At 69.2% G+C, this 25,605-nt stretch carries 26 protein-coding genes; 12 read left to right on the forward strand and 14 right to left on the reverse strand.

The genetic code is table 11. From position 1 onward, the window contains the following. Window positions 1-32: 32 nt before the first annotated feature. The 4 genes from ACFYRH_RS05010 (at window position 33) to ACFYRH_RS05025 (ending at window position 3,142) form a co-directional block, all read left to right on the forward strand. On the forward strand, window positions 33-641 hold the full coding sequence (locus ACFYRH_RS05010; RefSeq protein WP_387768271.1) for a hypothetical protein: 609 nt from the start codon (window positions 33-35) through the stop codon (window positions 639-641). Window positions 642-757: 116 nt separating this feature from the next. Next, entirely contained in the window at window positions 758-1,282 is a 525-nt protein-coding gene (locus ACFYRH_RS05015) for an EXLDI protein (RefSeq protein ID WP_387768274.1), read from the forward strand. A 133-nt stretch (window positions 1,283-1,415) separates the two neighbouring features. Beyond that, a complete protein-coding gene (locus ACFYRH_RS05020) occupies window positions 1,416-2,360 on the forward strand; it encodes an ATP-binding cassette domain-containing protein (RefSeq protein WP_387768277.1) in 945 nt (314 codons plus the stop codon). Then, window positions 2,357-3,142: an ABC transporter permease gene (locus tag ACFYRH_RS05025; protein WP_387768280.1), complete on the forward strand. Its 786-nt coding sequence runs from the start codon at window positions 2,357-2,359 to the stop codon at window positions 3,140-3,142. The genes ACFYRH_RS05020 and ACFYRH_RS05025 overlap by 4 nt, the downstream gene beginning before the upstream one ends. Before the next feature lie 41 nt (window positions 3,143-3,183). Here ACFYRH_RS05025 and ACFYRH_RS05030 read toward each other — a convergent pair whose 3' ends face one another. The 3 genes from ACFYRH_RS05030 to sigJ all read right to left on the reverse strand — a co-directional run bounded on the left by ACFYRH_RS05030 (window position 3,184) and on the right by sigJ (window position 6,127). Next, on the reverse strand, window positions 3,184-3,864 hold the full coding sequence (locus ACFYRH_RS05030) for a pyridoxamine 5'-phosphate oxidase family protein (RefSeq protein ID WP_387768283.1): 681 nt from the start codon (window positions 3,862-3,864) through the stop codon (window positions 3,184-3,186). 54 nt (window positions 3,865-3,918) lie between these two features. Next, entirely contained in the window at window positions 3,919-5,100 is a 1,182-nt protein-coding gene (locus ACFYRH_RS05035) for an NAD(P)/FAD-dependent oxidoreductase (protein WP_387768286.1), read from the reverse strand. 82 nt (window positions 5,101-5,182) lie between these two features. Next, complete coding sequence (gene sigJ / locus ACFYRH_RS05040; RefSeq protein ID WP_387768289.1) at window positions 5,183-6,127, reverse strand: RNA polymerase sigma factor SigJ; 945 nt, start codon at window positions 6,125-6,127, stop codon at window positions 5,183-5,185. A gap of 18 nt (window positions 6,128-6,145) precedes the next feature. Here sigJ and ACFYRH_RS05045 point away from each other — a divergent pair, with 18 nt between their 5' ends. Then, window positions 6,146-7,513 carry a PLP-dependent aminotransferase family protein gene (locus tag ACFYRH_RS05045; protein WP_387768292.1) on the forward strand — a complete coding sequence of 456 codons (1,368 nt, stop codon included), beginning with the start codon at window positions 6,146-6,148 and terminating at the stop codon, window positions 7,511-7,513. Here ACFYRH_RS05045 and ACFYRH_RS05050 read toward each other — a convergent pair. Genes ACFYRH_RS05050 through ACFYRH_RS05065 form a run of 4 tightly spaced genes read right to left on the reverse strand, consistent with a single transcriptional unit; the run spans window position 7,500 to window position 13,077 of the window. Next, entirely contained in the window at window positions 7,500-8,399 is a 900-nt protein-coding gene (locus ACFYRH_RS05050; RefSeq protein WP_387768294.1) for a hypothetical protein, read from the reverse strand. The two genes, ACFYRH_RS05045 and ACFYRH_RS05050, sit on opposite strands and share 14 nt — an antisense overlap. 57 nt (window positions 8,400-8,456) lie before the next feature. Beyond that, window positions 8,457-9,347, reverse strand: a complete 891-nt coding sequence (locus ACFYRH_RS05055; protein ID WP_387768297.1) for a glycoside hydrolase family 43 protein — start codon at window positions 9,345-9,347, stop codon at window positions 8,457-8,459. Window positions 9,348-9,353: 6 nt separating this feature from the next. Then, window positions 9,354-11,570, reverse strand: coding sequence for a family 43 glycosylhydrolase (locus tag ACFYRH_RS05060; protein WP_387768300.1), 2,217 nt, complete (start codon window positions 11,568-11,570; stop codon window positions 9,354-9,356). A 19-nt stretch (window positions 11,571-11,589) separates the two neighbouring features. Beyond that, entirely contained in the window at window positions 11,590-13,077 is a 1,488-nt protein-coding gene (locus tag ACFYRH_RS05065; RefSeq protein ID WP_387768303.1) for an alpha-N-arabinofuranosidase, read from the reverse strand. A gap of 118 nt (window positions 13,078-13,195) precedes the next feature. Here ACFYRH_RS05065 and ACFYRH_RS05070 point away from each other — a divergent pair, with 118 nt between their 5' ends. Beyond that, the gene (locus ACFYRH_RS05070) at window positions 13,196-14,194 is read left to right on the forward strand and encodes a LacI family DNA-binding transcriptional regulator (RefSeq protein ID WP_387768306.1); all 999 of its coding nucleotides are present in this window, start codon (window positions 13,196-13,198) and stop codon (window positions 14,192-14,194) included. Between the two features lie 60 nt (window positions 14,195-14,254). Here the strand turns inward: ACFYRH_RS05070 and ACFYRH_RS05075 are convergent, their stop codons facing one another. Beyond that, the gene (locus ACFYRH_RS05075; protein WP_387768309.1) at window positions 14,255-15,409 is read right to left on the reverse strand and encodes an FAD-dependent oxidoreductase; all 1,155 of its coding nucleotides are present in this window, start codon (window positions 15,407-15,409) and stop codon (window positions 14,255-14,257) included. A 97-nt stretch (window positions 15,410-15,506) separates the two neighbouring features. Here ACFYRH_RS05075 and ACFYRH_RS05080 point away from each other — a divergent pair, with 97 nt between their 5' ends. Further along, window positions 15,507-16,067 carry a TetR family transcriptional regulator gene (locus ACFYRH_RS05080; RefSeq protein WP_387768312.1) on the forward strand — a complete coding sequence of 187 codons (561 nt, stop codon included), beginning with the start codon at window positions 15,507-15,509 and terminating at the stop codon, window positions 16,065-16,067. Here ACFYRH_RS05080 and ACFYRH_RS05085 read toward each other — a convergent pair. The 3 genes from ACFYRH_RS05085 to ACFYRH_RS05095 form a co-directional block, all read right to left on the reverse strand. Continuing rightward, window positions 16,034-16,816: a sugar phosphate isomerase/epimerase family protein gene (locus ACFYRH_RS05085; RefSeq protein WP_387768315.1), complete on the reverse strand. Its 783-nt coding sequence runs from the start codon at window positions 16,814-16,816 to the stop codon at window positions 16,034-16,036. The two genes, ACFYRH_RS05080 and ACFYRH_RS05085, sit on opposite strands and share 34 nt — an antisense overlap. A 12-nt stretch (window positions 16,817-16,828) precedes the next feature. After that, on the reverse strand, window positions 16,829-18,943 hold the full coding sequence (locus tag ACFYRH_RS05090; RefSeq protein ID WP_387768318.1) for a DUF4328 domain-containing protein: 2,115 nt from the start codon (window positions 18,941-18,943) through the stop codon (window positions 16,829-16,831). A gap of 208 nt (window positions 18,944-19,151) precedes the next feature. Continuing rightward, window positions 19,152-19,877, reverse strand: a complete 726-nt coding sequence (locus tag ACFYRH_RS05095) for a DUF4328 domain-containing protein (protein WP_387768320.1) — start codon at window positions 19,875-19,877, stop codon at window positions 19,152-19,154. Window positions 19,878-19,986: 109 nt separating this feature from the next. On the opposite strand from ACFYRH_RS05095, the gene ACFYRH_RS05100 reads away from it, so the two are divergent. After that, the gene (locus ACFYRH_RS05100) at window positions 19,987-20,460 is read left to right on the forward strand and encodes a methylated-DNA--[protein]-cysteine S-methyltransferase (protein ID WP_387768323.1); all 474 of its coding nucleotides are present in this window, start codon (window positions 19,987-19,989) and stop codon (window positions 20,458-20,460) included. A gap of 156 nt (window positions 20,461-20,616) precedes the next feature. Beyond that, window positions 20,617-20,919 (forward strand): hypothetical protein, encoded by a 303-nt coding sequence (locus ACFYRH_RS05105; protein WP_387768326.1) that lies wholly within the window; start codon window positions 20,617-20,619, stop codon window positions 20,917-20,919. A gap of 81 nt (window positions 20,920-21,000) precedes the next feature. On the opposite strand, the gene ACFYRH_RS05110 is transcribed toward ACFYRH_RS05105, so the two are convergent. Further along, window positions 21,001-21,903, reverse strand: a complete 903-nt coding sequence (locus ACFYRH_RS05110; protein WP_387768329.1) for a hypothetical protein — start codon at window positions 21,901-21,903, stop codon at window positions 21,001-21,003. 273 nt (window positions 21,904-22,176) lie between these two features. Here ACFYRH_RS05110 and ACFYRH_RS05115 point away from each other — a divergent pair, with 273 nt between their 5' ends. The 3 genes from ACFYRH_RS05115 to ACFYRH_RS05125 all read left to right on the forward strand — a co-directional run bounded on the left by ACFYRH_RS05115 (window position 22,177) and on the right by ACFYRH_RS05125 (window position 23,792). After that, window positions 22,177-22,719, forward strand: coding sequence for a peptidylprolyl isomerase (locus ACFYRH_RS05115; RefSeq protein WP_387768332.1), 543 nt, complete (start codon window positions 22,177-22,179; stop codon window positions 22,717-22,719). A 60-nt stretch (window positions 22,720-22,779) separates the two neighbouring features. Beyond that, entirely contained in the window at window positions 22,780-23,523 is a 744-nt protein-coding gene (locus ACFYRH_RS05120) for a rhomboid family intramembrane serine protease (RefSeq protein ID WP_387768335.1), read from the forward strand. 107 nt (window positions 23,524-23,630) lie between these two features. Further along, window positions 23,631-23,792 carry a hypothetical protein gene (locus ACFYRH_RS05125; protein WP_387768337.1) on the forward strand — a complete coding sequence of 54 codons (162 nt, stop codon included), beginning with the start codon at window positions 23,631-23,633 and terminating at the stop codon, window positions 23,790-23,792. A gap of 1 nt (window position 23,793) precedes the next feature. On the opposite strand, the gene ACFYRH_RS05130 is transcribed toward ACFYRH_RS05125, so the two are convergent. Both ACFYRH_RS05130 and ACFYRH_RS05135 read right to left on the reverse strand, forming a co-directional pair. After that, the gene (locus ACFYRH_RS05130; RefSeq protein WP_387768340.1) at window positions 23,794-24,801 is read right to left on the reverse strand and encodes an S-adenosylmethionine:tRNA ribosyltransferase-isomerase; all 1,008 of its coding nucleotides are present in this window, start codon (window positions 24,799-24,801) and stop codon (window positions 23,794-23,796) included. Next, window positions 24,798-25,517 carry an SDR family NAD(P)-dependent oxidoreductase gene (locus tag ACFYRH_RS05135; protein ID WP_387768343.1) on the reverse strand — a complete coding sequence of 240 codons (720 nt, stop codon included), beginning with the start codon at window positions 25,515-25,517 and terminating at the stop codon, window positions 24,798-24,800. The genes ACFYRH_RS05130 and ACFYRH_RS05135 overlap by 4 nt, the downstream gene beginning before the upstream one ends. Between the last annotated feature and the right edge of the window lie 88 nt (window positions 25,518-25,605).

Here is a 25,605-nt window from a genome sequence, read left to right on the forward strand (position 1 = left end):
CGTAGCGACCTGGGGAGACAGGGGAGGGTCTCATGTTCGTTCAGGTCATTCAGGGGCAGGTCGCCGATCCTGAGCAGGCTCATGCCGCGATGGACCGGTGGATGGAAGAACTGGCGCCCGAGGCGTCCGGCTGGCTGGGGACGACGGCCGGAGTGACCACGGACGGACAGTTCATCGCGCTGGCCCGCTTCGACTCCGCCGCCGCCGCGCGCCGGAACAGCGAGTCGCCCGCGCAGGACAAGTGGTGGCACGAGTTCACGTCGGTACTCACCGGCGAGGCCACCTTCCACGACACCGAGGACGTGGTCCTCGACACCTCCGGTGATCCGGACGCCGCGGGCTTCGTCCAGGTCATGCAGGGCTCCGGGAACAACCCGGACCGGGCTCGGGAGCTGATGGGCCGGCACCGCGACGAGTGGACCGCGTTCCGGCCCGAGATCCTCGGCAGCGAGGTCGCCATGTACGACGACGGCGACTACACGATGGCGATGTTCTTCACCACCGAGGCCGAGGCCCGCGCCGGCGAGCAGAAGGAGATCCCGCCGGACCTGCAGGCGGACATGGACGAGATGAACAGCCTGTCCGCCGGGCCGCCGGCCTTCTTCGACCTCGAGCAGCCCTGGCTGTACTCACCGAGGTAAGGCCGCTCGAGCCGCCCGCGACGGATCCCGTCGCGGGCGGCTCCGCGTCTACGTAGAGATATATGTAGACACCTGCGTACCCGTCTGCGTATAGTTCTACGTAGGAGGAATGAGCGATGCCCAACAAGACGATCTACGTGTCCGACGACGACCTGCCGCTGTACAAGAAGGCGCAGGAGCTCGCCGGGAACCTGTCCTCGGCGATCTCGATCGCGCTGCGCAAGTACGTCGAGATGGAGGAGGGCCGGCTCGAGGGGTACGACGAGATCACCGTCCGCGTGGGCCGGGGCACCGGCCGCAAGCAACGGTTCTCCGGCGTACTGCTCGCGGAGGGCGGCCGGTCGAGCAGCACCGGCTACGAGGCCTTCAAGGTGTACCGGAGCCGGACCGGCAAGTACGTCCTGCACGCGGACCGCCGCAACCAGTTCACCGTCAGCGGTGACGACGAGCGCTACCTGTCCGGCTGGCGCTCCTGGATCGGCAACTGGAGCTCGGACCAGTCCTGGAGCATGGCCCAGGGCGAAGCCACCCTGGACATCGTCGAGACCGTCGAGGAGCTCCGCGAGCTGATCCCGCCGGACCTCTACGAACTCGTCGAGGAAGCCGCACACCAGCCCGCGGTCGAAGACCTCGACATCTAACTGATCCGCACCACCTGACCACCGGCGCCCCGGACGCGGGCCGGCCGGCTGGACGAGCACGCCCAAAACCTCCTGTCTCAGACCCGTCAACCACCTGGGTCAGGTTCGTCCTGCCCGAAACCAAGGACCTCTCATGTCTTCAGCGATCGACGTCCGCGGACTGCGCAAGTCCTACGGCGAGAAACTCGTGCTCGACGGCATCGACCTGAACGTTGCCGAAGGCACCATCTTTTCCCTGCTCGGCCCGAACGGCGCCGGCAAGACCACCGCGGTCCAGATCCTGTCCACGCTGATCGCCGCCGACGCCGGCGAGATCCGGGTGGCCGGTCACGACCTGCATGCCGACCCGGAGGCGGTCCGGGCCGCGATCGGCGTCACCGGGCAGTTCTCCGCGGTCGACGGTCTGATGACCGGCCGGGAGAACCTGATACTGATGGCCGACCTGTACCACCTCGGCAAGCAGGAGGCCCGCCGCCGGGCGGACGAGCTGCTCGAGCAGTTCGAGCTGGCCGACGCCGGCAAGAAGCTCGCGATGACGTACTCCGGCGGTATGAAACGCCGGCTCGACCTCGCGATGACGCTGGTCGGCCGCCCGCGGATCATCTTCCTGGACGAGCCGACCACCGGACTCGACCCGCGCAGCCGGCACAGCATGTGGACGCTGATCCGCGAACTGGTCGCCGGTGGCGTCACGGTGCTGCTCACCACGCAGTACCTGGAGGAGGCCGACCAGCTGGCCGACCGGATCGCCGTCCTCGATCACGGGCGGCTGGTCGCCCAGGGGACGGCCGAGGAGCTCAAGCGCCTCGCACCCGGCGGGCACATCCGGCTGCGGTTCACCTCGCCGGAGGAGTTCGCGCTCGCCGGTCAGGTGCTGCCGACCGCCGTACCGGACCACGAAGCGCTGGTGCTGCAGGTGCCGAACGACGGCAGCGTGCACGCCCTCCGCGACCTGATCGCCCGGATCGACGACGCCTCGCTCGAGGTCGACGAACTGACGGTCCACACCCCCGACCTGGACGACGTGTTCTTCGCCGTCACCGGTCAGCCCACGCACGAGGAAGTGACGACGAAATGAGTTACGCACTCCAGGACACCGCGACCATGCTGCGCCGCAACCTGCGGCACGCCCAGCGGTACCCCGGCCTGTCGCTCGGCGCGCTCGGGATGCCGGTGATCATGATCCTGCTGTTCGGTCTGGTCTTCGGCAACACGTTCGCGGCCGGCCTCGGCGGAGGCGGCGGCCGGGGCGGTTACATCGACTTCCTGACCCCGGGCATCCTCTTGATGTCGATCGCGTCCGGGACGATGTCGCCCGCGGTCGCGGTCTGCATGGACATGACCGAAGGCATCGTGACCAGGTTCCGGTCGATGGCGATCTTCCGGCCGGCGGTGCTGACCGGGCACGTGCTCGGCAACGTGATCCTGACCGTCGTCAGCCTGGTGCTGGTGATCGGCTTCGCGGTACTGATCGGGTTCCGCCCGAACGCGTCGGCCGTCGACTGGCTGCTGGCGGCCGCGCTGCTGATCGGGGTGACCGTCGGCCTGACCTGGTTCGCGATCGCGCTCGGGCTGACCAGCAAGACGCCGGAGGGCGCGAGCAACATCGTCCTGCCGATCAGCTTGTTGCTGCCGTTCCTGAGCAACACGTTCATCCCACTGGAGGCGATGCCGAGCGGCATCCGCTGGTTCGCCGAGTACCAGCCGTTCACCCCGATCATCGACACCCTGCGGCACCTGCTGCTGGGCACACCGATGGACAACGGCAGCGGCTGGCTGGCCGCGGCCTGGTGTGTGGCGATCGCGATCGTCGGCTACTTCTGGGCGCAGAAGAACTACAACAAGGGGACGGTCGCTTAGGGGGTGTCTGCCGGTTCCGCGCCGTAGGCCGGGGAACCCCCTCAAGACGGTGCGCCGAGGATGGCGGCCCGGGTGCGGACGTGGGCGGGGACCAGGAGGTCGCAGTCCGGGTTGTCCTCCGGCTCGCCGGCGACGGTGCGGAGCGGGATCACGCCGGCCCAGTAGGGCAGGTCGAGGTCCTGCTCGTCGTCGCTGGCCGGCCCGGTGCGGATCTTCACCGAGGCCTCGGTGAGCGAGAGCGCGAGCACCGAGGTCTTGGCCAGCTCCTTGCGGTTCGGCGGCCGGACCGCAGTGGACCGGCCGGGGACGAGGTGGTCGACGATCCGGTTCAGCCCGTGCAGCTTCTCGTCCGGGTCGTCGACGAGCCGCGGTACGCCGAACACGACAGCGGACCGGTAGTTCACCGAGTGATGGAACGCCGAACGGGCGAGCACCAGACCGTCGGTGTGCGTGACGGTGACGCAGACCGTCTGCTCCGGCGCCGCGACCACGCTCCGGGCCGCGACCGAGCCGTGCAGGTACAGCGTCCCGTCCGGTCCGCGCTCCAGGTCCACGCCGTACGCCGTCGGCAGTACGAGCGGATCGCCGTCGACCACGACACCCAGATGACAGAACATGCCATCCATGAGTACGTCGGTCAGCGCCTGCCGGTCGGTGGCAGCACGTTCCTTCGACCGGCGCAGCGACGTACGGGCGGTGGGCTGGAGCGGGGTGGTGGTCATGCAACCAGGTTCGGGCGCGGAGTGGCCTCCTGGCACGGTCCATTCCGCCACCAATCACCTAGTCCATTCAGCCACCGGGACCGCCTGGGCGATGACGCGGCGCTGCCGGATCGGCAGACCCACCGTCGGGTTGGCGGTGCCCCACGCCGCGCCCTTGCAGATCAGCTCCTTGTAGCGGGCGGCGATCCGGCCGGTGAGGGCGGCGTTGACGGCGCGGTCGTCGCTGGTGACGTACTGGATCAGCCCGTCCTTCCGGCCCAGCGAGATGCACTGGTTGAAGTAGGCGAGCGGCGCGTGCGCACGCTTTCCACCGGTCAGCCGCGCCGCGATCGAGTCGGCGGCCTGCCAGGCCATCGGCTGCCCCGACGCGCAGGACATCCGCAGCGGTTTGTTCTTCGAGCCCATCGCGTACGCCGCGTCGCCGACGGCGTACACGTCCGGGTGCGAGACCGATCGCATGGTGGCGTCGACGACGATCCGGCCGGTGTCGACGACCTCGAGCGTGGTCGCCTGCACGATCGGGTGTACGGCGAATCCGGCCGTCCATACCGTGACGGCGACCGGGACCGTCGTACCGTCGGCCGTGGTGACGTGGCCGGCCCCGACGCTCGTCACCGACGCATTCTCGTGGACGGTGATGCCGAGCCGGTCCATGACCTTCCGGACGTGCCGGCGACCCTTGGGCGAGAGCCAGTCGCCGAGTTCACCACGGACCAGGAGGGCGACATCGAGATCTGGCCGCGCCTCGGCCAGCTCGGTCACGAACTCCACGCCGGTGAGACCGCCACCGACGACGGCCACGGTCTGCCCGGGCGTCAGGGACTCCAGCCGCTCACGCAACCGCAGCGCGCCGGGCCGACTCGCGATCTCGAAGGCGTGCTCGGCGGTGCCGGGAACATCCTGCGGGTTCCAGCGGCTTCCGAGCGCGTAGACGAGGGTGTCGTACTCCAGTCCCTCGGTGCCGAGACTGACGATCTTGCGGTCGACGTCCACCGCGGTCACCTTCGCGACCTTCAGGACGACGCCGGTGCCGGCGAACATCTCGCTGAACGGCCGGGGTTTCAGGTCCTGCCCGGTCGCCACCTGGTGCATCCGGACCCGCTCCACGAAGTCGGGTTCGGCGTTGACGAGGGTGATGGTCACGTCCTCGGGGTGCAGCCGCCTGGCGAGGCGGCCGGCGGCGACAGCTCCGGCGTACCCGGCGCCGAGGACGACGATGCGGTGCTTCCTGCTCATATCTGGGCTCCTGTCCGATGCGGTGTTGCCCCTTGAACCGGACAGCCCGGCGATTCCTGACAGGTACGCCGTGTGAAGCAGGTCACGTCATGGTCAACAGCGGTTCCCCGTGCTCGGCGGCGGTGAAGAGCTCGGTCGCGCGCGCCAGCTTGTCCGGATTCGCCTGCGTGCGGAACCCGGTCAGCCCCGCGTCGGTGACCTCGATGCAGATGATGCCGATCACCACGTCGTCGACGACCACCACCAGCGCCGGGTCGCCGTTCGCGGTCCACGCGTAGGCCTTGGCGGCGCCCCCGACGTACCGGCGCTTGGCCGCGGTCGGGATGAACAGGTGGTGGAAGAAGCGCGCGACCGCGAGCGCGCCCTCGGTCGCACTGGTCCGGGCCGGCACCTTGCCGCCGCCGTCGCCGATCGAGACCGCGTCGGCGGTGAGCAAGCGGACCAGCGAGTCGGCCTGGCCGCTGGTGGCCGCCGCGAGGAACTCCTCGACGATCCGCCGCGCGGCTGCCTCGTCGACCTCGGTCCGGGCCTTGCCGTCCGCGATGTGCAACTTGGCGCGATGGAAGATCTGCTGACTGGCCGCCTCGCTGAGGTCGAGGATCTCCGCGATCTCCCGATGCGAGTAGTCGAACGCCTCCCGCAGCACGTAGACGGCCCGCTCGTTCGGCGTGAGGCGCTCCATCAGGGTGAGTACGGCGTACGACACCGACTCCCGCTGTTCCACGGTGTCGGCGGGACCGAGCATCGGGTCGCCGGCGAGCAGCGGTTCAGGCAGCCACTGCCCGACGTAGGTCTCGCGTCGCGCCCGGGCGGACGAGAGCTGGTTCAGGCAGAGGTTGGTGAGGACCTTCGTCAGCCAGGCCTCGGGGACCTCGATGCGGTCGATCTCCGCGGCCTGCCAGCGCAGGTACGTCTCCTGGACCGCGTCCTCGGCTTCGGCGGCGGAGCCGAGCAGCCGGTAGGCGATGGCCTCGAGACGGCGCCTGGACCGCTCGAACTGAGACACGTCCGCGGTGGTCAGGGCCATGCTGCGATCCTATCGAGTGTGCAGAGTTCGCTGCCGCTGACGATCGACCGCGCTTCCGGCCTGCCGTTGCATCTGCAGCTGGCGGAGCAGTTCCGGGCGGCCGTGGTCGACGGGCGGCTCGCGGCGGGTCATCGACTGCCCTCCACGCGGGACCTGGCGCGGGAGTTGTCGGTCTCGCGGTCCGTGACGCAGGCGGCGTACGACCAGCTGCACGCGGAGGGATGGATCGAGGGTCGCACCGGGGCCGGGACGTTCGTCACGGACGTGGCGCCGCTGCAACCCGCCGTACGGCGACACACGCCGCACCCGCCTGACGCGGGCCCCGAACTGTTGACGTTGCGGCCCGGTATCCCGTTCATCGCGCCGACGCCCGACCAAGGCTGGCGGCGGGCGTGGCGGGAGGTGTCGACGCAGTCACCACCCCGTGGGTACGACGACGCGGCCGGCCTCCCCGCGCTCCGCGCCGCCCTGGCGGATCACGTACGGCGCGTGCGCGGGATCGCCTGCGGACCGGAGAACGTGCTCGTCACCAACGGCACCGTGCACGGGCTCCGCCTGCTGCTCACCGTCACGCGCGAACCGGGCGACCGGATCGCGATCGAGGACCCCGGCTACCTGAACGCGGTCGCCGCCGCTCGCCACCACCGGCTGGAGATCGTCGACGTCGCGGTCGACGAGGACGGCCTGCGGGTCGGCGCGCTGTCCGACGGCCTGGCCGCCGTCTACGTCACGCCGTCCCACCAGTACCCCCTCGGCGGCCGGCTACCTGTTGCCCGACGCAACGAACTGGTCCGCTGGGCGCGCCGCACCGGCGCACTGCTGATCGAGGACGACTACGACAGCGAGTTCCGGTACGACGTCGCTCCGCTGCCCGCCCTCGCGCAACTGGACCTCGAGCGGGTCGTCCATCTCGGCACGCTCTCGAAGACGCTCAGCCCGGCGCTGCGCCTCGGGTGGCTGGTCGCGTCCGAGTCGGTGGTCGACCGCCTCGCCACGTTCCGCGCCGACTCCGGCGACTGGCCCGCCTGGCCGATGCAGGCCGCGCTGCTCGCGATGCTCCGCGACGGCTACCTCGACCAGGCGGTCCGTCGCGGACGCCGGCTGTACGCGGACCGCCGTAGCTACACGTGCGCGGTCCTGTCGCCGTACGGCCAGGTCGTCGGCCAGGACGCCGGGTTGCACATCACGCTGCTGCTCCCCGGCGACGCCGACGACCTCCAAATCGCCGCGGCGGCCCGCAAGGCCGGCGTCGTCGTCGCGCCGTTGTCCGAATACCGCCGTACCGTCCCCGGCCCGCCCGGCCTGGTCATCGGCTACGCCACCCCGTCAACCGCCGATCTCCACAAGGCCCTGACGATCCTGACCGACGTCCTCACTCACCGTTGAGCGGATCGGCGACGCCGGTGGTGCCCCAGCGGAAGTAGACGGGATCGTTGAAGTTGGGGCCGGAGGAGCTGAGGTGGTCGATCACCGTGGCCGTACCGTTGGCGCGCCCAACGGCGTACCACTGGGCGGTCTTCGTGTCCGTGTCGATGCCGACCAGGAGCGTCCCGTAGTTGCCGCACTTGCTCGCGACCAGCTTCTCGAAGCCCTGCCAGGTCCTCGTGCGGACCGGTTTCACCACCGGCTTCATCGGCGACGTGGTCGGGATGCGGATGGTGTAGAGCGCCCCGCCGCGCGTGTTCGCGAGGAACGTGTCGTACGTCGGCGTCTTGCTGATCAACGCCATCGACTTCACCGAGGCGAACCCGGTCGCGGATCCGGTCTTCTTCCACAGCCAGCGGTCGGCACTCCACCGGAACAGCGTGCCGTCACTGCGGAGTCCGTACGCCGTCGTCTCCTGGCGAGCCCCTCGCGAGACCTCCACCGCGGTGTACTTCGACCACCCGCCGCCCACCGGCTGTGTGTCGTTCGGAAGGCCGGGGTCGATGTTGTTCATGATGTCCACCGAGTAGGTGCGGTAGTACAAGGTGTCGCCCTCGACCACCCAGCCCTCGTTGGTGGCGCCGTAGCTGTACGCGTCGCTCGTGAACGTCGTACTCAACCGAACCGCGCCGGCCGGGAAGATCCCGAAGATGACACCGGGCTGACCGACGTTCCGCGGTGGCCACCCGACCGTGATCCCGAGGTTGTTGTGGGCACCGCTGCCGAGCACGGAGCCCGGCTGGAGCGAGCAGGTGGCGGTCGTCGCCCCCTGCGCTGTCGGCACGAACGCCGCGGCGATCAGCGTGATCGCCGCGGCCAGGCTGAAGACCGCAGTGCGTGGCTTCACAGTCCCTCCCCAGGTCTGATGGGTGCACAGACCTTGATGCGGGCGGGAACCCGAAGGTTACGGCTGCAAAGGATTGGCTGCGAGCGGCGGCTGGACCACCGGTGTGTCGCCGTCCCAGGTCAGTTCGGACAGCCACATGGTGCGGCCCTTCGGGTCGGTTCCGACGGCTTCCGGGTTCCACGCGTGGTAGACGAACCAGTCGCCGAGGACCATGTTGTGGCCCGGGCCGGCGGCGTCCGGCGACGACTTGAGGATCGGGTCACCGGACTTGGTGCACGGGCCGATCGGCGACTCGCACAACGCGTGGCCGACGGCGTACTCGGCCTTGTCGAAGGCGTTGGCCGAGTAGAAGAGGTGGAACTTGCCGTCCCGCTCGACCATGTACGGCGCCTCGACCAGGGTGCCCTCCCAGGGCAGGTCCTGCTTGATCAACTGGTGCACGGGACCGATCAGCGTGAGTCCGTCGGCGGACAGCTCGGACACGTAGATCCAGGTGTCCACACCGATCGCGTTGCCGTCGTTCTTCCAGTACAGCCAGCGCCGGCCAGTCGAGTCCTGGAACGGCGAGGCGTCGATCGAGCCGCCCTCGTCGGCCTGACTGATGAGGGGCTTCGTAGATATGTCGACATATGGACCCGCGGGTGCGGACGCCACCGCGACACCGACCGCCTGCCGATCGGCGGCGGTGTCGCGGGACGTGTAGTACATGACGTACCGGTCGGCCGCGTGCACCGCGACCTCCGGCGCCCACACCCGTCCCGGGGACGTCCAACCCGGCACCACCGGCAACGCGTCACCGACCGGCGTCCACGCCACCAGGTCGCGCGACGTCAACGTCTGCACGTTGCCCAGCGGCCCGTTGGTCGCGAACGCGTAGTACTCGTTGCCCACCGCAATGACCTGCGGATCGGCGAAACTGCCGTCGTACACCGGGTTGGAGAATCCCATGGGTCCCTACTTACTTTCGTAGAACTTCAGGTAGTCGAACGTGGCGACCGGCGGTGGGTTGGCGCCGGTGAACTCGCCGTGGGCGTAGAGGCCGATCTTCGCTGCCGACGGGAGCACCCAGGAGGCGCCCCAGGTCCAGTTGGTGCCGTCGACCGATGTGGCCGCGCGGTAGACGTGTTCGCCGGCGGCGTTCTTGTGGTACGCGAGTCGCATCCACAATGTCGGCGCCGAGCGACCGATCGCGGCCGCGCCGTACGACGTGGCGCCGTCCGACGGGCGGGCCACGAGCTCACGCCCGTACTCCGTCTGGCGGGTCTTCCAGATCGCCACGTTGCCGAGCCGGGCGAAGTCGTTGTCGTTCAGGTACGCGATCATCCCGGCCTGCTGGTAGTTGCGGACGTCGCCCTGGCCGGTGTCGAGGTGCAGCTTGGTCTCGGCGATCCAGCTGTCCCCGGCCGGCGTACTGTGCAGCAGCAGCCCGGCGTTGTTGGACGAACCGGTCATGTCCGCGTTCTCCAACGGCCACGACAACTGACCGTCGGCAACCGTCGCCTTGTCGTCCTTCCGGACCCACGACCAGTCCGTGCCGAGCGCACCGCTGAAGTCGTCCCCGGCGAGCAGCTTCCCGGTCCGCGGTACGGCGGCCGGCTTCGTGACCGGCTTCGCCGCCGGACGCACCGTCAGGTTGTCCACCTCGGCCGACCCGAGCCACCGCACCGGCGCCTCACCGAGCTTCAGACCCGGTACGTCGAGTTGCGCCTCGGCGTACACGTCACCGAGCCCGGCGTCGTTCAACCGTGCGCTCACCGTCGACCCGGAGACCTGGACGCTGAGCTTGTTCCACTGCGAGCGGTCGAAGTCCGCCGGCAATGCGGCCGAGCTCGTCCGTCCGCCGGCCGCCAGCGTCACCTTGTCCTTGGTCACCGACGCGACGACCTGGTTGCCCAGAACAGTCGTGAAGGACTCGCCGAGCTTGACGTCGGCCTCGACGCGCAGCGAACCACCAGGTGCCGCCTTGCGGGTCTGCGCGGACCCGTTGATCGAGGCTGTAGGTCCGCCCAACGAATCGCCGGGTTGCCGGGTGGCGCCGGCCAGGCCGCTTGCCGGATCGGTCGAGTCGATACCGGACCCCGAACCGGTGGCCGGCGCGGGCACCGGGCCCTCGGACGGACCGGCACCCGCGTTGGTGCGCGGCCACCCGTTGATCCAGTCGATCTTGTCGATCAGCATCGGCCGGCGGTTGATGCCGAACGGGCCGGTCAGCCACGGCGTACCGCGGTCGATCGCGTGGTAGACGATGTGGTCCTGACCGGCCGCGTCGGTGATGAACGCGTGGTGCCCCGGACCGATCCACTTGTTGCCGTTCTGCGTGATCACGGTCGTACCACCGACCCGGGAGTCGGTCAGTGCGGCGCCGTCGGCGTCGACGAACGGGCCGCGCGGCGAACGGGACCGGCCGGCGAACACGGAGTACCCGGTGGTCGGGCCCGCGCAGCAGTTCATCGACGAGCCCATGAAGTAGTACCAGCCGTCGCGGTAGACGACGTACGAGCCCTCGTAGCGGTCGCCGATCGTGACCTGGGTCGGGGTGCCGACCGCGTGCATGCCGTCCGGGGAGAGCTCGGTGACGGAGATGCCGCCGTAGAAGCCGCCGTAGTACAGGTACCGCTTGCCGTCGGCGGCGGTCAGCATCGCGGGGTCGATGGTGCCGAGGAAGCCACCGTTCCCGTCCGGGCGCGGCGCGACGACCGGGCCGTCGGTGGCGGTCCACGGACCGGCCGGCGTCGGGGCGGTCGCGACCCCGATCGCGGGATCACCGCCGGGGTTGGCGTTCGTGTCGGTGACGGTGAAGTACATGACGTAGTGGCCGTCGAAGTAGCGGATGTCGGGGGCCCAGAAGAACGAGCCCGGCGCGGCCCAGGCCGGCTTGGTCTGGTCGTTGAAGACCGTGCCGAGGTACTCCCAGGAGCTGAAGTCCTTGGTCCGGGCCATGTGCATCAGACCGAACGGGCCTCCGCCGACCAGCGGGTCGGAGGTCGCGTACGCGTACCAGTAGCCGTCGCGGCCCTGGATGATCGACGGGTCGGCGAAGGTGTCGGCGAAGCTGGACGTGATCGGATTGGTGGTCGTCACCGCGGACGGTGGCGCCGCGGCGGCAGCCGTCGTACCGGCGGCGATCGCTGTCACCGTCAGTACCGCGGCGAGGAGTCGTTTCGAAGGCACGGGCGGGTCCCCTCTCGAATCAACTGCGGAGCTGGATCAGATGCCACGACGCAGGGGGCAACGTGGCACGGCAAACACCGTCGACGACCTCGGTGGTGTCGACGGCCCGGGGCTGAACCCGGTCCGGATCGTCCGCCGTGTTCACGGCGGAGCGGTCCTCGTCAGAGAGCGCGAGATGCCGGACCACGTGTCCGGGCACCGGAATCTCCAGATCGATCTTGTCGGTCTCACTCCGGTTCACCACGAAGATCGCGGTCTCCCCGGTGTTCTCGTCGTACGTCGCCGTACTCCACAGCGCAGGCACTCGTCCGAAGGCGTTCGTGTCGATGTCCGGTCCACCGCTGATCGCGGTCTGCAGCACCGTCGGACCGGCGTACTGCGCGGTCAGGGCGAACGGGTAGAAGATGGTCTGCCGCCAGGCGCGGCCGCCGGGCTCGGTGCGGATCGGGCCGATCACGTTGACCAGTTGCGCCAGGCAAGCGATCTTCACCCGGTCGGCGTGCCGGAGCAGCGTGATCAGCAGGCTGCCGACGACGACCGCGTCGTCGACGGAGTAGGTGTCCTCGATCAGCGGGCCGACCTCGCGGATGCCGAGGCCGAGCTCGCCGGGGAAGTGTTGCTGGTACCAGACGTTCCACTCGTCGAAGGAGAGTGTCAGCTCCTTGTCGCTGCGCTTCAGCGCCTTCACGTGATCGGCGGTCGCGATCACCGACGAGATCATCCGGTCCATCTCCTCGGCGGCGGCCAGGAAGCTGACCTGGTCGCCGTCGCGCGGTTCGTAGTACGCGTGCAGGCTGATGTGGTCGACCAGGTCGTAGGTGCGCTCCAGGACGACGCGCTCCCACTCGCCGAAGGTCGGCATCCCGGCGTTGCTCGAACCGCAGGCGACCAGTTCGAGTCCGGGCTCGACGCGACGCATCGCGTTCGCGGTCTCCTCGGCGAGCCGGGCGTACTCCTCGGCGGTCTTGTGGCCGATCTGCCACGGGCCGTCCATCTCGTTGCCCAGGCACCAGACCTTGATGTCGTGCGGGTCCGGGCTGCCGTTCGCGACCCGGCGGTCGCCGTGCTCGGTGCCGGCCGGGAGGTTGCAGTACTCGAGCAGGTCGACCGCCGCGCGGATCCCGCGGGTGCCGAGGTTGACCGCCCAGATCGGCTGGACGCCGGCCTTGCGGGACCAGGCGACGAACTCGTCGGTGCCGAACTGGTTCGGCTCGATCGCCCGCCAGGCCAGGTCCAGGCGCCGCGGCCGCTGGTCCTTCGGGCCGACGCCGTCCTCCCAGTTGTAGTTCGAGACGAAGTTGCCGCCGGGATAGCGGATCGCGGTGACGCCGAGCTCCCGGACCAGGTCGAGCACGTCCTGCCGGAATCCGTCCGCGTCGGCGCTCGGATGCTCCGGCTCGTAGATGCCGGTGTACACGCAGCGGCCCATGTGTTCGACGAACGAACCGAACAACCGCCGGTCCAGCGCACCGACCACGAACGCGGGGTCAACCACGAGCTTCGCCACAGGGTCTCCCCAGAGTCGTCTACAACGTTTAACGTGGATGTCTACAACGATTGACAATCGGTGTAAAGAGCTGGGCGGTGGCACACTCGGGCGACAAGCCCGGGAACAGGAGGTTGGGATGGCGACCAGGCTCAGCGACGTGGCCGCTCGGGCGGGGGTTTCGGTGAAGACCGTCTCGAACGTGATCAACGACTATCCGCACATCACCACGCAGACCCGAGCCAAGGTCGAGGCCGCGATCGCGGCCCTCGGCTACCGGCCGAACGTCAGCGCCCGCTCGCTCCGCAAGGGCCGCTCGGACTTCATCGCGCTGGCCATCCCGGAGATGGGTTCGCCGTACTTCGCCGAACTCGGGGCGGAGATCAGCCGGGCCGCGAAGCGCCGCGGGATCACCGTGCTGATCGACCAGACCGAGGGGGAGGCGGCCGCCGAACGGCTGGTGCTGGAGGGGATGCGCGGGCAACTGATCGACGGCATCATCTTCTCCCCGCTCGCGACCGCGCCGGCCAAGCTGACGTCCGCCGACACCGGGAAGCCGCTGGTGCTGCTCGGCGAGCGACCGGCCGGCGGCCAGTTCGACCGAGTCGCGGTCGATTCCGTGCAGGCGTCGTACGACGCCACCTCGCATCTGATCTCGCTCGGGCGCACCCGGATCGCGGCGATCGGTGTCGGCGGTACCAGTACCGGCGCGGTCCGGCGGAAGGGGTACCGGAAGGCACTGAAGACCGCCGGGCTGCCGCACGACCCGGCGCTCGAACTCGCCGGCACCGGTTACCACCGCCTGGACGGCGCCGCCTCGATGCGCGAGCTGCTCGCGCTGCCGAAGCCGCCGGACGCGGTGTTCTGCTTCAACGACCTCTTGGCGCTCGGCGCGCTGCGGTCCCTCGCCGAAGCCGGCCTGCGGGTGCCGGAGGACGTCGCGGTGGTCGGCTTCGACGACATCGAGGACGGCCGGTACCACTCACCCACACTGACCTCGATCTCCCCGGACAAGGAGTGGCTGGCCGACAACGCGGTCGCTCTGCTCCTCGACCGCATCGCCGGCAACGGCGGCGCCACCCACCAGGACCTCACCGTCCCGCACACCCTCGAAGTCCGCGAGTCGACCGCCGGCTGAATCAGGCCGGGGAGGATTCCCTGCCCGTTTCGGGCACACGATCCTCCCCAGCCCGGATGGTTAGCGCTCGGGGAAGCCGGCTAGTTGCTTGGCCAGGCCCTGTTGGGTCTTGCTGACCTTGCCGACCAGAGTCAGTACGGCGTTGCGCAGCGGGCGGATCGCCGGCGGGACGTTCGCCAGCCGCGTCAAACGATGCGCCAGCCCGATCACCCGGACCGCCTCCGCGCGGCTGTTGGCGGCGTACTCGTCCAGGCCCGACTCGTCGCCGGCCAGTGCGGTCGACAGTGCGGTCGACAGGGCGTCCGCCAGGCTGACGGCGTCGCGAAGGCCGAGGTTCATGCCCTGACCGCCGGCGGGACTGTGCGTGTGGGCCGCGTCGCCGGCCAGCAACACGCGACCGGAGCGGTAGGCGTCGGCGACCCGCTCGTGGATCCGGAACCGCGAACCCCACACCACCTCGGTGATCTTCGGGTGCGCCTTCCGCGGACCCCGAGTAGCGAGCAACTGCTGCGCGTACGCCAGGTCGGGGTGCTCCGGCGCCTCGTGCACGTCGGCGACCAGCCGGAAGCTCCCGTCCGGCAACGGCGCCACCACGAGCAGGCCCGCGGAGGCGAAGTACAGGGCGACCTCGTCGACCGGTAGGCCACTCTCGACGCGGACGTCGACCAGGCTGCAGGACAGTTGCAGGGTGTTGCCCGGCATCCGTAGTCCGGCGAGTTCGCGGATCGTGCTGTTCATGCCGTCGGCGGCCACGACGTACCGCGCCTTGATCACGTCACCGTTGTCGAGCGTGACCTCGGCGCCGTCCGCGGACTGCGTCAGACCGGTCGCGGCGAATGGCCGCAGTACCGTCCCGCCGAGCTCCTCGAGCCGCTCGAGCAGGACCTGTTCGGTGACCGACTGCGGGATCATCGTGACGAACGGGTACGCCGTCGGCAGGTCCGCGAAGCCGACCGGGATCAGCTTGCGATCGCCGGACCGGATGGCGAAGTCCTGCAACTCCAGCCCGAGGTCGACCAACCGCTTCGTGACACCGAGCTGCTCCAGCACCTCCAGCGTCCGCGGGTGGATCACGCAGGCGCGGGAGGTGTTCGTCCCCTCGGCCTGCTTGTCGACCACCACGACGTCGTGCCCGTGCAGCCGGAGCCCCACCGCCACCGCGAGCCCGACGGGACCCGCTCCCACCACTACGACCTGTGCGTTCCGCGGAGTCATCGTCGCTCCTCCTTCTCGGCATTTATCAACGCTTGTTGACTTTTACGCTAGGCCTGCCCGCAGCAAAAGTCAACACGTGTTGGCATATACTGTGGGCATGGCGGAGAAGAAGTCCGACCGGACCCGGGCGGCGATCCTGGCGGCGGCCCGCGAACGCTTCGGCACCGACGGGTACGAGCGGGCCACGATCCGCGCGATCGCGGCCGACGCGGCGATCGACCCGGCGATGGTGATGCGCTACTACGGCAGCAAGGAGAAGCTGTTCGCGGCGGCGGCCGAGTTCGACGTACGGCTGCCGGATCTCAGCGACGTGCCGCGGGAGCGTGCCGGTGAGGTGCTCGTGCGGCACCTCGTCGAACGCTGGGAAGAGGACGACACACTCCGAGTGCTGCTACGCACTGCGGTTACCAACGAGACCGCGGCCGAGCGGATGCGGCAGGTGTTCGTCGGGCAGCTCACGCCGGTGTTCCAGCGGGCAGCCGTGGACCAGCCCGCCGTCCGGGCGGGACTCATCGCGACCCAGGCGCTCGGTTTCGCGCTGTGCCGCTACATCCTCGAGTTCGCGCCGATCGCGGGCCTGACCACGGACGAGGCCGTCGCGTGGCTGGGCCCGACGATCTCGCGTTACCTGACCGCGCCGTCGCCCAGCCAGGCGTGAACGGCGGGCAGCGTCTCCGCGAGTGACGGCAACTGCGGGTGCCACTTGAGCTCCCACTCGAGCGAGAGCGGGTAGTCGGTGCCGTCGAGGACCTTCAGCAGATCCTGGATCGGGAAGTCGCCGGCCTCGATCGCCACCGGACGGTAGTCCTGCTGAGAGTCCACCTGCTTGAACTGCACGAGCTCGAGCCACGGCCGCAGCAGGGCGAACGACTCGGCCGGCGTCTCGCCGTGCGACCACGTGTGCGAGCTGTCCCAGAGGGCCTTCACGTTGTGGCCCGGTACGTCGGTGTCGAGCACCGCGCAGAACGCCGCGACCTGTCGCGCGGTCGAGTGCGAGTCGTGCGTCTCCAGCAGGATCGGTACGTCGCGCGGCGCGGACGTCACCCGGTCGAGCGCCCGGATCTCACCGGCGCTCGGGCCTTCCGTCGTACTCTCCCCAGGGTCGTCGCCCGGGAAGACCCGGACGCCGAGCGCGCCCAGGTCGGCGGCCAGCTCGAGATGCTCCTCGAGCGGCTGCTCCTCGACCGCGCACAACTTCACATAGCTGCTGATCGCGAAGATCTGCAGGCCCGCGTCCTCGATCCGGGTCCGCAGCTCCCGCCGCTCGGCCGCGCTCAGACCCGTGTGGGTGAACTCATCCGGCGCGGTCCGCAGTTCCAGACCGGTGAAGTTGTTGCCCTGCGCAAGCGCAAGGACCTCGTCGAGCGGTGCTCCTGGACAACCGAGAGTGGCGAAACCTAGACGCATGAGGCCAATCTGTCAGACCCAGCGGCCACGACGCGGAGTGGTCCGCGGTGCGGTCTGCTGGTCGTCGTCGGTGGGCTGCTGCTGCTCGTACGAGTACTGGGTCTGCTGCTGGTACTCGGTCTGGTCCGGCTCCTGCGAGTACTGCGAGCCGTACGACTCCGACGCGTAGTTCGGGCTGTAGGTCTCGTAGGACTCCTGGCCGCCGTACTGCGAGCCGCCGTTGTTGTCGTACTCGTAGTTCGAGTTGTAGCTGGTGTACTCCGAGTTGTACTCCGACGTGTACGACGTCTGCTCGTAGCTGTTGTAGCCCGGGTCTTCCGACGACGAGTACCCCGGCTCGGGACCGTACGACGGGACCGGCGGGAGCGGCTTCGACGGGGTCAGGAAATCGTCCTGCTCCTGGTGGCTCGGCGCCGGCGCGGGCTCGTAGTACCCGGACGAGGCCGACGGGTACGACTGCTGGGTGTGCTCGGACGGGCCGTAGACGGTGTGGTCCGGGTACGTCGACTGGGTCGAGTGCGAGGCGTACGTCGAGTGTTCCTCGACCGCCGGCTGGATCGCCGACGGGCTGTCGACCGCGACCCGAGCCGCCCGGCGACCGGCGCGCGCAACAGGCGCGGGCTCAGGCTCGGGTGCGGTCTGCGCCTCTGCGGGGGAGGACGTCGAGGTGAGGTAGTCCGACTCGTAGGAGTACGGCTCGGAGTACCGCGCCGCCCAGTGCTCCGCGGCCGGCTGCTGCTGGGGCTCGTACGGCTGCTGCTGTTCCGGCTGCGACTGGTACGCGTACGGGTCTGGCTGCTGCACGACCGTCATCGGCGCCGCCTCGTCGAGCCAGCTGCCCGTCGTGGTCGCTCCGAGGGCGTCGTCGCTGCGGTAGTCGTCCCAGCTCTGCCGCGGCGCCTCGTACGTCGTCTCGGCGGCCGGCTTCTCGTCCTGCCAGGACTGGATCGGGCTGAACTGCTCGGTGGCCGGGCCACCGTCGTCCTCCCGCCAGTTCTCCACGACCGGGGCGAACGGGCTCCACTTCGGCCCCTCGTCGACCGCCGGGTCACCGGCGAACGCGGCCGGCGCGGCGGCGCCGTCACCCGGGAAGTCCTGTGCGGCCGGAGCCGGTGCGAACGGGCTCGGACCCTGCGGCGCGGGCTGCTGCGGCGCGGGCTGCTGGGGAGCCGGTGCGTACGGGGCCGGCGCCTGGGCGGCCGGGGCGAACGGGTTGCCCACCGGCGCCTGCGGTGCACCGGACATCTGCAGCTGCGGCTCGCGGACCAGACCCAGCGCGGGGGCGGCGGTCGCGATCGGCTCGGCGATCGCCGGCTGCTCGTCGGTGTCGTCGTTCGCGTACGACGGCACGTCGCCGGTCTCGTACGACGGGACGGCGCTCAGCTTCGGCGCCTGGTCCCACCAGGGCACCCACTTGCGGGTGGTCTGCATGTGGTTGATCTTGCGGATCACCAGCGTCGCGGCCACCGCGGAGACCGCGGTCAGCACCAGGGACGCCGTACCGGCCAGGGCAATGCCGCGGAGCGAGCCGACGGTGGCTTCCATCCACATCAGGAACCGGCGGACCACCACGTCGAACGCGAGAGCGCCGATCCAGGCGACCCACCACACGGACGTGAGGGAGGGAGTCCTGAACCGGCGCAGGTCATCGGTGTAGACGGGGGTCTTCGGATCGCTGGCGAGCCAGACGTCGTCGACGATCTGTTTCGGGTACCAGAGGTTCGGCCCGGGCACGAACCAGCTGGCCAGCACCCAGCCGTGGCTGCGGCGATGGTCCGCCTGGCAGAAGACCTCGGAGTTGACCCGGACCCGCCACAGCCAGACCACGAAGACGACCGCGGCCGCGACCGAGATGATCACGTTCGGGATCGCGGTGAACTTGGCGATCGCGTCGGCGCGGTTCAGGTCCGCGTCGTCGACGTTCGGCATCCCGCCGAGATAGCGGTGCACCACGGAGTACGTGTTCCAGTCCGACCAAGTGGACAGCAGATGCGTCACCGTCGACGCGCCCAGCAGTCCGATGGCGATCTTACCGACCGTCCCGACCTGCTGGAACTCCTCAGCCGCGTGCGGCTGCCACTCTTCCTGATCCTCGACAGCAGTCATCAATGCCTGCGGGTGGCTCACGTCTCGCGTCCCTCGCGTTGCTGGAACTCCGTCGTCTGTCCGGCGCTTCGGCCCGGCCCTGCCCCCGCGTGACCGAGCCACATTGATACCACGAAGTAGGTATGCCAGGGCAGTCGGCCCCAGTACGGAGGGTGTCGACTTAACGTGTTCTTTTCGTACGCCCATCACCAGTGGTAACGAGGCAGCAGACGGGGCGTGACGGTTTGGTTTACCGCGCAGGGGGTTGGAAGCCGCTGTGCGGTGTCCCGACCGCCCACCAGGGCACCCATTCACGCTGGGTCTGGAGCTCGTCGATCCGCTGGATCAGGATCACCGCGAGCACCGCCGCACCGGTGGTGAACAGCGCCGAGACGGAGGACAGTATGACGTTCGTGCGCAGATCTCCGACCTGCGACGCGCCGACCAGAACACCTCTTTGCACGATGTTTCCGGTGACCAGTCCGATCACCCAGGTCAGCCACCAGGCCCACACCAATTGGGTGCCGGGGACATCTTTCAGGTGCGGCGTCAGCGCATCGGTGCGTGGATCGCTGGCCGCGACGATGTCGTCCACGACCTGCTTCGGGTACCAGAGGTTCACCACCGGGACGAGCCAGCAGCCCAGCACCCAGCCGCGGGTGAACCGGTGCTCGCCGCGGTGGAACATCTCGGCGTTCCACCGGACCCGCCACAGCCAGATGATGAACACCGCCGCGGCGCCGAGCAGCGCGAGCGCCGAGATGATGCCGAGCGATCCGGAGATCAGGTCCGCCTCGTCCAGCTTCGCGGCGTCGGCGCCGTACACCTTGAGGGTGCGGTAGGAGTACCAGTCGGACCATGCGGTCGCCCACGCGGTGACCGTGACCAGTCCGATCAGGATCGACGCAGCGACACCCATCGCCCGCTCGGAACTGAACCACCGGTCCAGCGGTACCTGTGACGCCCGGCTCGGCATGGATCACACATAGCACAACACGGCGTGACCGGGCGAGGACAACACGTCGCCATCGGTCCATGGCGCAATTCCGCGAGAAACTGTCGGCGCCCTGCGCGAGGATGACGCCATGCGCTGGTCCGTGATCGATTCGCCGATCGGCGACCTCACGCTCGCGGTCGACGAGACCGGGCTCTGCCGGCTGCACTTCGGCGCCACCGACAGGCCGCTCGACGCCGACCCGCTGCTCACCGAGGCCGCCGGCCAACTGAAGGCGTACTTCGCGGGTGAGCTCCAGGAGTTCACCCTGCCGCTGTCCGTCCGCGGCGGCTCCGAGTTCGAGCGCGCGGTCTGGACCCAGCTCACCCGGATCCCGTACGGCGAGATGCAGACGTACGGCGACGTCGCGAAGATCGTCGGCGACATCGGCGCCGCCCGCGCGGTCGGGACGGCCTGCAACCGGAACCCGATCGCGATCGTGGTGCCCTGCCACCGGGTGGTCGGCGCCGGCGGCAAGATGGTCGGCTTCGGTGGCGGCATCCCGACCAAGCGGCACCTGCTCGAGCTCGAGGCCCGGGTGACGCTCGAGACGCTCTGGACCTGACAGACCTGACGAAGATCTGACACTCGAACGCGGCCGATCGGGGCGCGCTGATCTGCCCGGGGCACTAACGTTTGAAGCGAGCGATTCAGGGCTGTTCGCAAACCCACCCCACCACCCGATGCGGCGTCCTCCCACCTGCCTTTGGAAGACATACAAATGAACAAAGACCGCACGACTGACCATCACCACCCGGACCTGAGCGCGCTGATGGACAAGAGCGCTGAGGACTGGTCGGCCCCCGAGATCCAGGACGCCGCGCGCGCGGCGCTCCGGATGCACGCCCCCGACCGGGAGCCACTGACCTGGATCCGGCGGTTCAAGGTCGTTCCCTGGCTGCACCGCAACGACGCGGTCTGCCTGAGCTGCGGCGGCACCTACCCGTGCATCACGCACCGGTACGCCACCCAGCTACTGTCCGCCGGTCGCTACACGATCGCGAAGGAACCGCAGGTCAACTGACGCCGCTCGCGCAAGGCGACGTCCGGACAGACGAAGGTCCCGAACCCGGCAGGGTTCGGGACCTTCGCCGTTGCGGTGGTGTCAGGAGTCGCTGGGCTTGCCGTCGCCGGAGCCCGTCGCCTTCCTGGTGGTGGCCTTCTTCGCGACGCCGTTCGACGCGGCCGTCGCGTCGTCCGCCTTGGCCTGCGCGTTCGGAGCCGCCGGCTTCGGCGCCTCCGGCTTCGGGGCCTCGGCCTTGGGCGCGTCGGCCTTCGCGGCGTCGGTCTTGGCGGCGTCGGACTTCGCACTGTCGCTCTTGGCGGCGTCCGCCGTCGGAGCGTCCGGCTTGGCGTCGCTCTTGCCGTTCGCGGACGGGGTGGCCGACGTGGACGAGCCCGAGGTGGTGTCGGTCGGGCGGGACGTCGTACCGGCCGGGGCGGAGCTGTAGTCGCGGCCGCTGGTCGGGGTGGACTGCCAGGCCGGCTCCGGCGGGGTCAGCAGCTTCTTCACCGCTGCCGCGGCCAGTGCGCCGAGGCCCAGGAACAGCACCACGTTGCGCAGCTTGTGGCTCTTCTTCTTCGGGACGTCGAGCTCACCCTTGAGCGCGGCCTTGGTGGCCTTGCCCCGGCGGCTGGTCTCCTCGACGACCGGCTCGGCGGCGGCCGCGAGGGTCGCCAGCGCGGCGGTCACCTTCGGCAGGACGTCGTCGTTCAGCCGGCCGCGCGCCTTCTCGGCGGCCTGCTCGGTAGCCGGGCCGACCTTGGCGAGCGCGTCGTCGAGCACCGGTCCGGCCTTCTCGACCGCCTGGTGTGCCAGGTGGGCGCCGCGCTCGACCGCCTTCTCGGCGTACGGCGACACCTTCTCCCGTGCGGTGCCCACGGCCGGCCCGAGGTGGTCACGCACCTGGCCGACGGCCGGTCCGAGCTTCTCGGACGCCGACTCGGCGAGCGGCCGGACCCGGTCCTTCGCGGTCTCGACCCTGCCCTTGGACTTCCTCAAACCCACGGTTCCCTCCTCGATGCCGCCTGCCCCGGCAGGCAGCTCTCCCGCCCATCGGCGTCATGGGCTCGTTCTGGTTACGACTCTGGACAAATCCGGCTTCATCTGCATCGTACGACGTCGCGAGCCATTCACCTGGTGCCCCCACCGGGGCTTTTCCACACATGTGCCCTGCGGGCTGGGGTGCCGAGCGGGCGCGGGGTGGGTTGTTGCTCATTTTCTTGGAGCGGCATGACAGGATCGAGGCGTACCTGTAGTAACCGACTAGGAGTGACTCCCGTGGCCGAAGAGCTGTACGCAACCCTGCAGACGAACAAGGGCGACGTCGTCATCAGGTTGTTCCCCAACCAGGCGCCGAAGACGGTGAGCAACTTCGTCGGTCTCGCCGAGGGCACCAAGGAGTGGACCGACCCGGAGACCGGCCAGCCCAGCACCAAGCCGTTCTACGACGGGCTCGGCTTCCACCGGGTGATCGACGGGTTCATGATCCAGGGCGGCTGCCCGCTCGGCACCGGCACCGGCACGCCCGGGTACCAGTTCGACGACGAGATCCACCCGGAGCTGCAGTTCGACCGTCCGTACCTGCTGGCGATGGCGAACGCCGGGATCCAGTACGGCCGCGGCACCAACGGGTCGCAGTTCTTCGTCACCGTGGTCCCGACCCCGCACCTGAACCGCAAGCACACGATCTTCGGTGAGGTCGTCGACGAGGAGTCGCAGAAGGTCGTCGACGCGATCGCGACCGCGCCGACCGCCCCGGGCGACCGGCCGCTCGAGCCGATCGTCATCAACAAGGTCGTCGTCGAGCGCAAGAACGCCTGAGCTCAACCGCGGGGCCGGGACACCCACCGGCCCCGCGTTCCCAGAGAGGGACGCACCCGCGTGACCGAGACCGTCTGCTACCGGCACCCGGATCGGCCCGCCGGGGTGCGCTGCCAGCGCTGCGACCGGCCGATCTGCCCGTCGTGCATGAACAGCGCCGCCGTCGGCTTCCAATGCCCGAGCTGCTTCAACGAGGGCGTCCGCTCGGTCCCCCGGACCCGGACCTCACTCGGCGGACTGCAGCGCGGCAACCCGCAGCTGGTGACCTACACGCTGCTGGGCCTGAACCTGCTGGTCTTCATCCTCGTACACGTCGGCAGCCCGCAGATCCTCAACGACCTGGTGATGGTGCCGGCGCTGGTGGACACCGAGCCGTGGCGGCTGCTCACCTCGACGTTCACGCACTGGCAGATCTTCCACATCTTCTCGAACCTGTTCATGCTCTGGCAGCTCGGTCCGCCGCTGGAGCAGATGCTCGGCCGGGTCCGGTTCCTCGTCCTGTACCTGCTGTCCGCGATCGGCGGCAGCATCGCGGTCTGGATCCTGTCCGCACCCGGTGGCGCGACCCTCGGCGCGTCCGGCGCGGTCCTCGGCCTGGTCGGCGCCCTACTGGTAATCAGCCGTGCCCGCGGCTTGGACATCACTTGGATCCTGATGTACGTCGCCGTCACCGCGGTACTGTCCTTCGCCATCCCGAACGTCTCCTGGGAAGGCCACCTCGGCGGCTTCGTCGTCGGCGCCGCGGTCGCCTGGATCTTCCTGCAACTCTCCAAACACAAACGCCGCAACAAACAAGCGGCCTAGCCCACAAAATCGGCTCAGTTGAATTAATGCTGGTGACAGCTGGGTGTCGGCACTTGTCTAATCAGGTGACGTCCCGACGGGGGACCACACTTGGTAAGGACATCGACATGAGCCCACGCGCAGTGGACAAACGGGCGCGGCCCGGCAACGAGCGCCATCCGAACCGCCCGGCCGCCCCGGAAACCCCGAGCGCGGTCACCGTCCTCGAGGCCGCGGAGCACACCAACCGCATCTCGGAGCCGAAGCAGCCGACCGCGAAGGCTTCCTGACTCAGCGCAACAGCAGGCAGCTGTCGCCGAACTCGTGCCAGAGGTAGTGGTCCTGTACGGCGGCGTCGTACACGCGTTGTACTCGTTGTGTGCCGGCGACTGACTCGAGGAGCAGGAGGTGCGATGCCTCGGGGGCGTGCCAGCCGGTGATGAGGCCGTCGACGATCTGTGGCTGGTTGTCGGGTCCGAGGACGAGGTCGGTCCAGCCGTGGGCCGGAATGACGGTGCCGTCTGCTCCGACCGCTGACTCGATGGCCCGGACCGCCGTGGTGCCGACCGCGATGACCCGGCCGCCGTTGGCTTTGACCCAGTTCACGAGGCGGGCCGTGTGCGCGGGTACGTCGTACCGCTCGGGTGTGGGTGGTTCGTGGCTCTCCTGGGACGAGACCCCGCAGTGCAGCAGGATCGGCGCGATCAGTACGCCTTGTGATGTGAGGTGACTGACCAGCTCGAAGCTGAACGGCCTCGCCGCACTGGGCATCTCCGCACTGCCCGGCTCCCGCGCGAACACGGTTTGGTACGACGCCAGCGGCCACTGCTTGCCTACGTAGTTGTAGGTGATCGGCCGCCCGTTCCGCTGCAGGTACCCGAGTACGTCGGCGACTGGCGGCTTCGCGATCCACAGCCGGTTCGACTCCGGTTGGTACGGCGCCAGGAGCGTCAGCGAACCCTCCGGGAGTTCCACCCGAGTTCCCGCCGTACCGTCGAACATCGGTGCGCTGCCGTTGCGCAACTCGACTATCCAGGTGCCGTCGTCGAGCGGTGTGGAGAAGTGCACGGTGAGCGACGGGCCGTCGACGGCCGCGGGCACTGTTCCGGACGTGTTGACCAGCAACAGGTCACCGGGTCGCAGGTGCTCACCGAGCCGGTCGAAGCGGGTGTGCGTGACGGTCGACCCCTCCGCGACCAGCAGCTTCACCTGGTCCCGCGACAGTCCGCGGGCCTCCGGTGGTTCGTGGGCGTTCAGTGCGTCCGGCAGGTCGAACCTGGTGTGTGGATGCACTTTCACGACGTCACCGCCGACGCGAACTCCGCCGCCCGGTACCGGCCACTCGCGGGCCGGCTGTCGAGCAACTGCAGGAACGCGGGTACGACGGTCGCGGGCTCGGGCCGGTCCGAGATGTCCTCACCAGGGAACGCGGCCTGATGCATCGCGGTCCGCAGATCACCCGGATCGACGGCGTACACGGCCAGCGCGGGATGTTCGGCCGCCAGGACACGGGTCGCGTGGTCCAGCGCGGCCTTGGCGGACCCGTATCCACCCCACGTCTCGTAGGCCTCGACGGCGGCGTCAGAGCTGATGTTGATCAGCACTCCGGACGCTGCGGTCAGTGCGGGAAGCAATGCCTGGGTCAGGGCGATCGGCGCGAGCACGTCGACCTCGTAGACCCTGCGCAGTTCGTCGAGGTCGGCGGATGCGAACGCCTGCAGTGGACTCTGTCCGAGGTAGCTGGCGTTGTTGATCAGCAGGTCGAGCCGGCCGAGCTCGGTGATCGCGTCCACCAGGTCACCCCGGTGCTCCGGATCGGTCACGTCCCCGGCCAGCGGTACGACGTCGGTTCGGTCGGCCAGCGCATCGGCCGCGTCTTTGAGCGCGTCGGCGCCACGGGCGTCGATCACCAGCGCCCAGCCACGATCGGCCAGTCCGTGCGCGAGCGCCAGGCCGAGGCCGGCGGAGGCACCGGTGATCAGTGCAACAGGTCGATCAGACAGTTCAGGACTCATGCCGCAACGGTCGTACCTCAAGTAAACTTGAAGTCAAGCGTTGCCATCAGCATCGAATTCGCGCGCTCTGACACCACGGCGTGCCTAC

The sequence above is a fragment of the Kribbella sp. NPDC004875 genome, from assembly GCF_042873375.1.
Lineage (GTDB): Bacteria > Actinomycetota > Actinomycetes > Propionibacteriales > Kribbellaceae > Kribbella.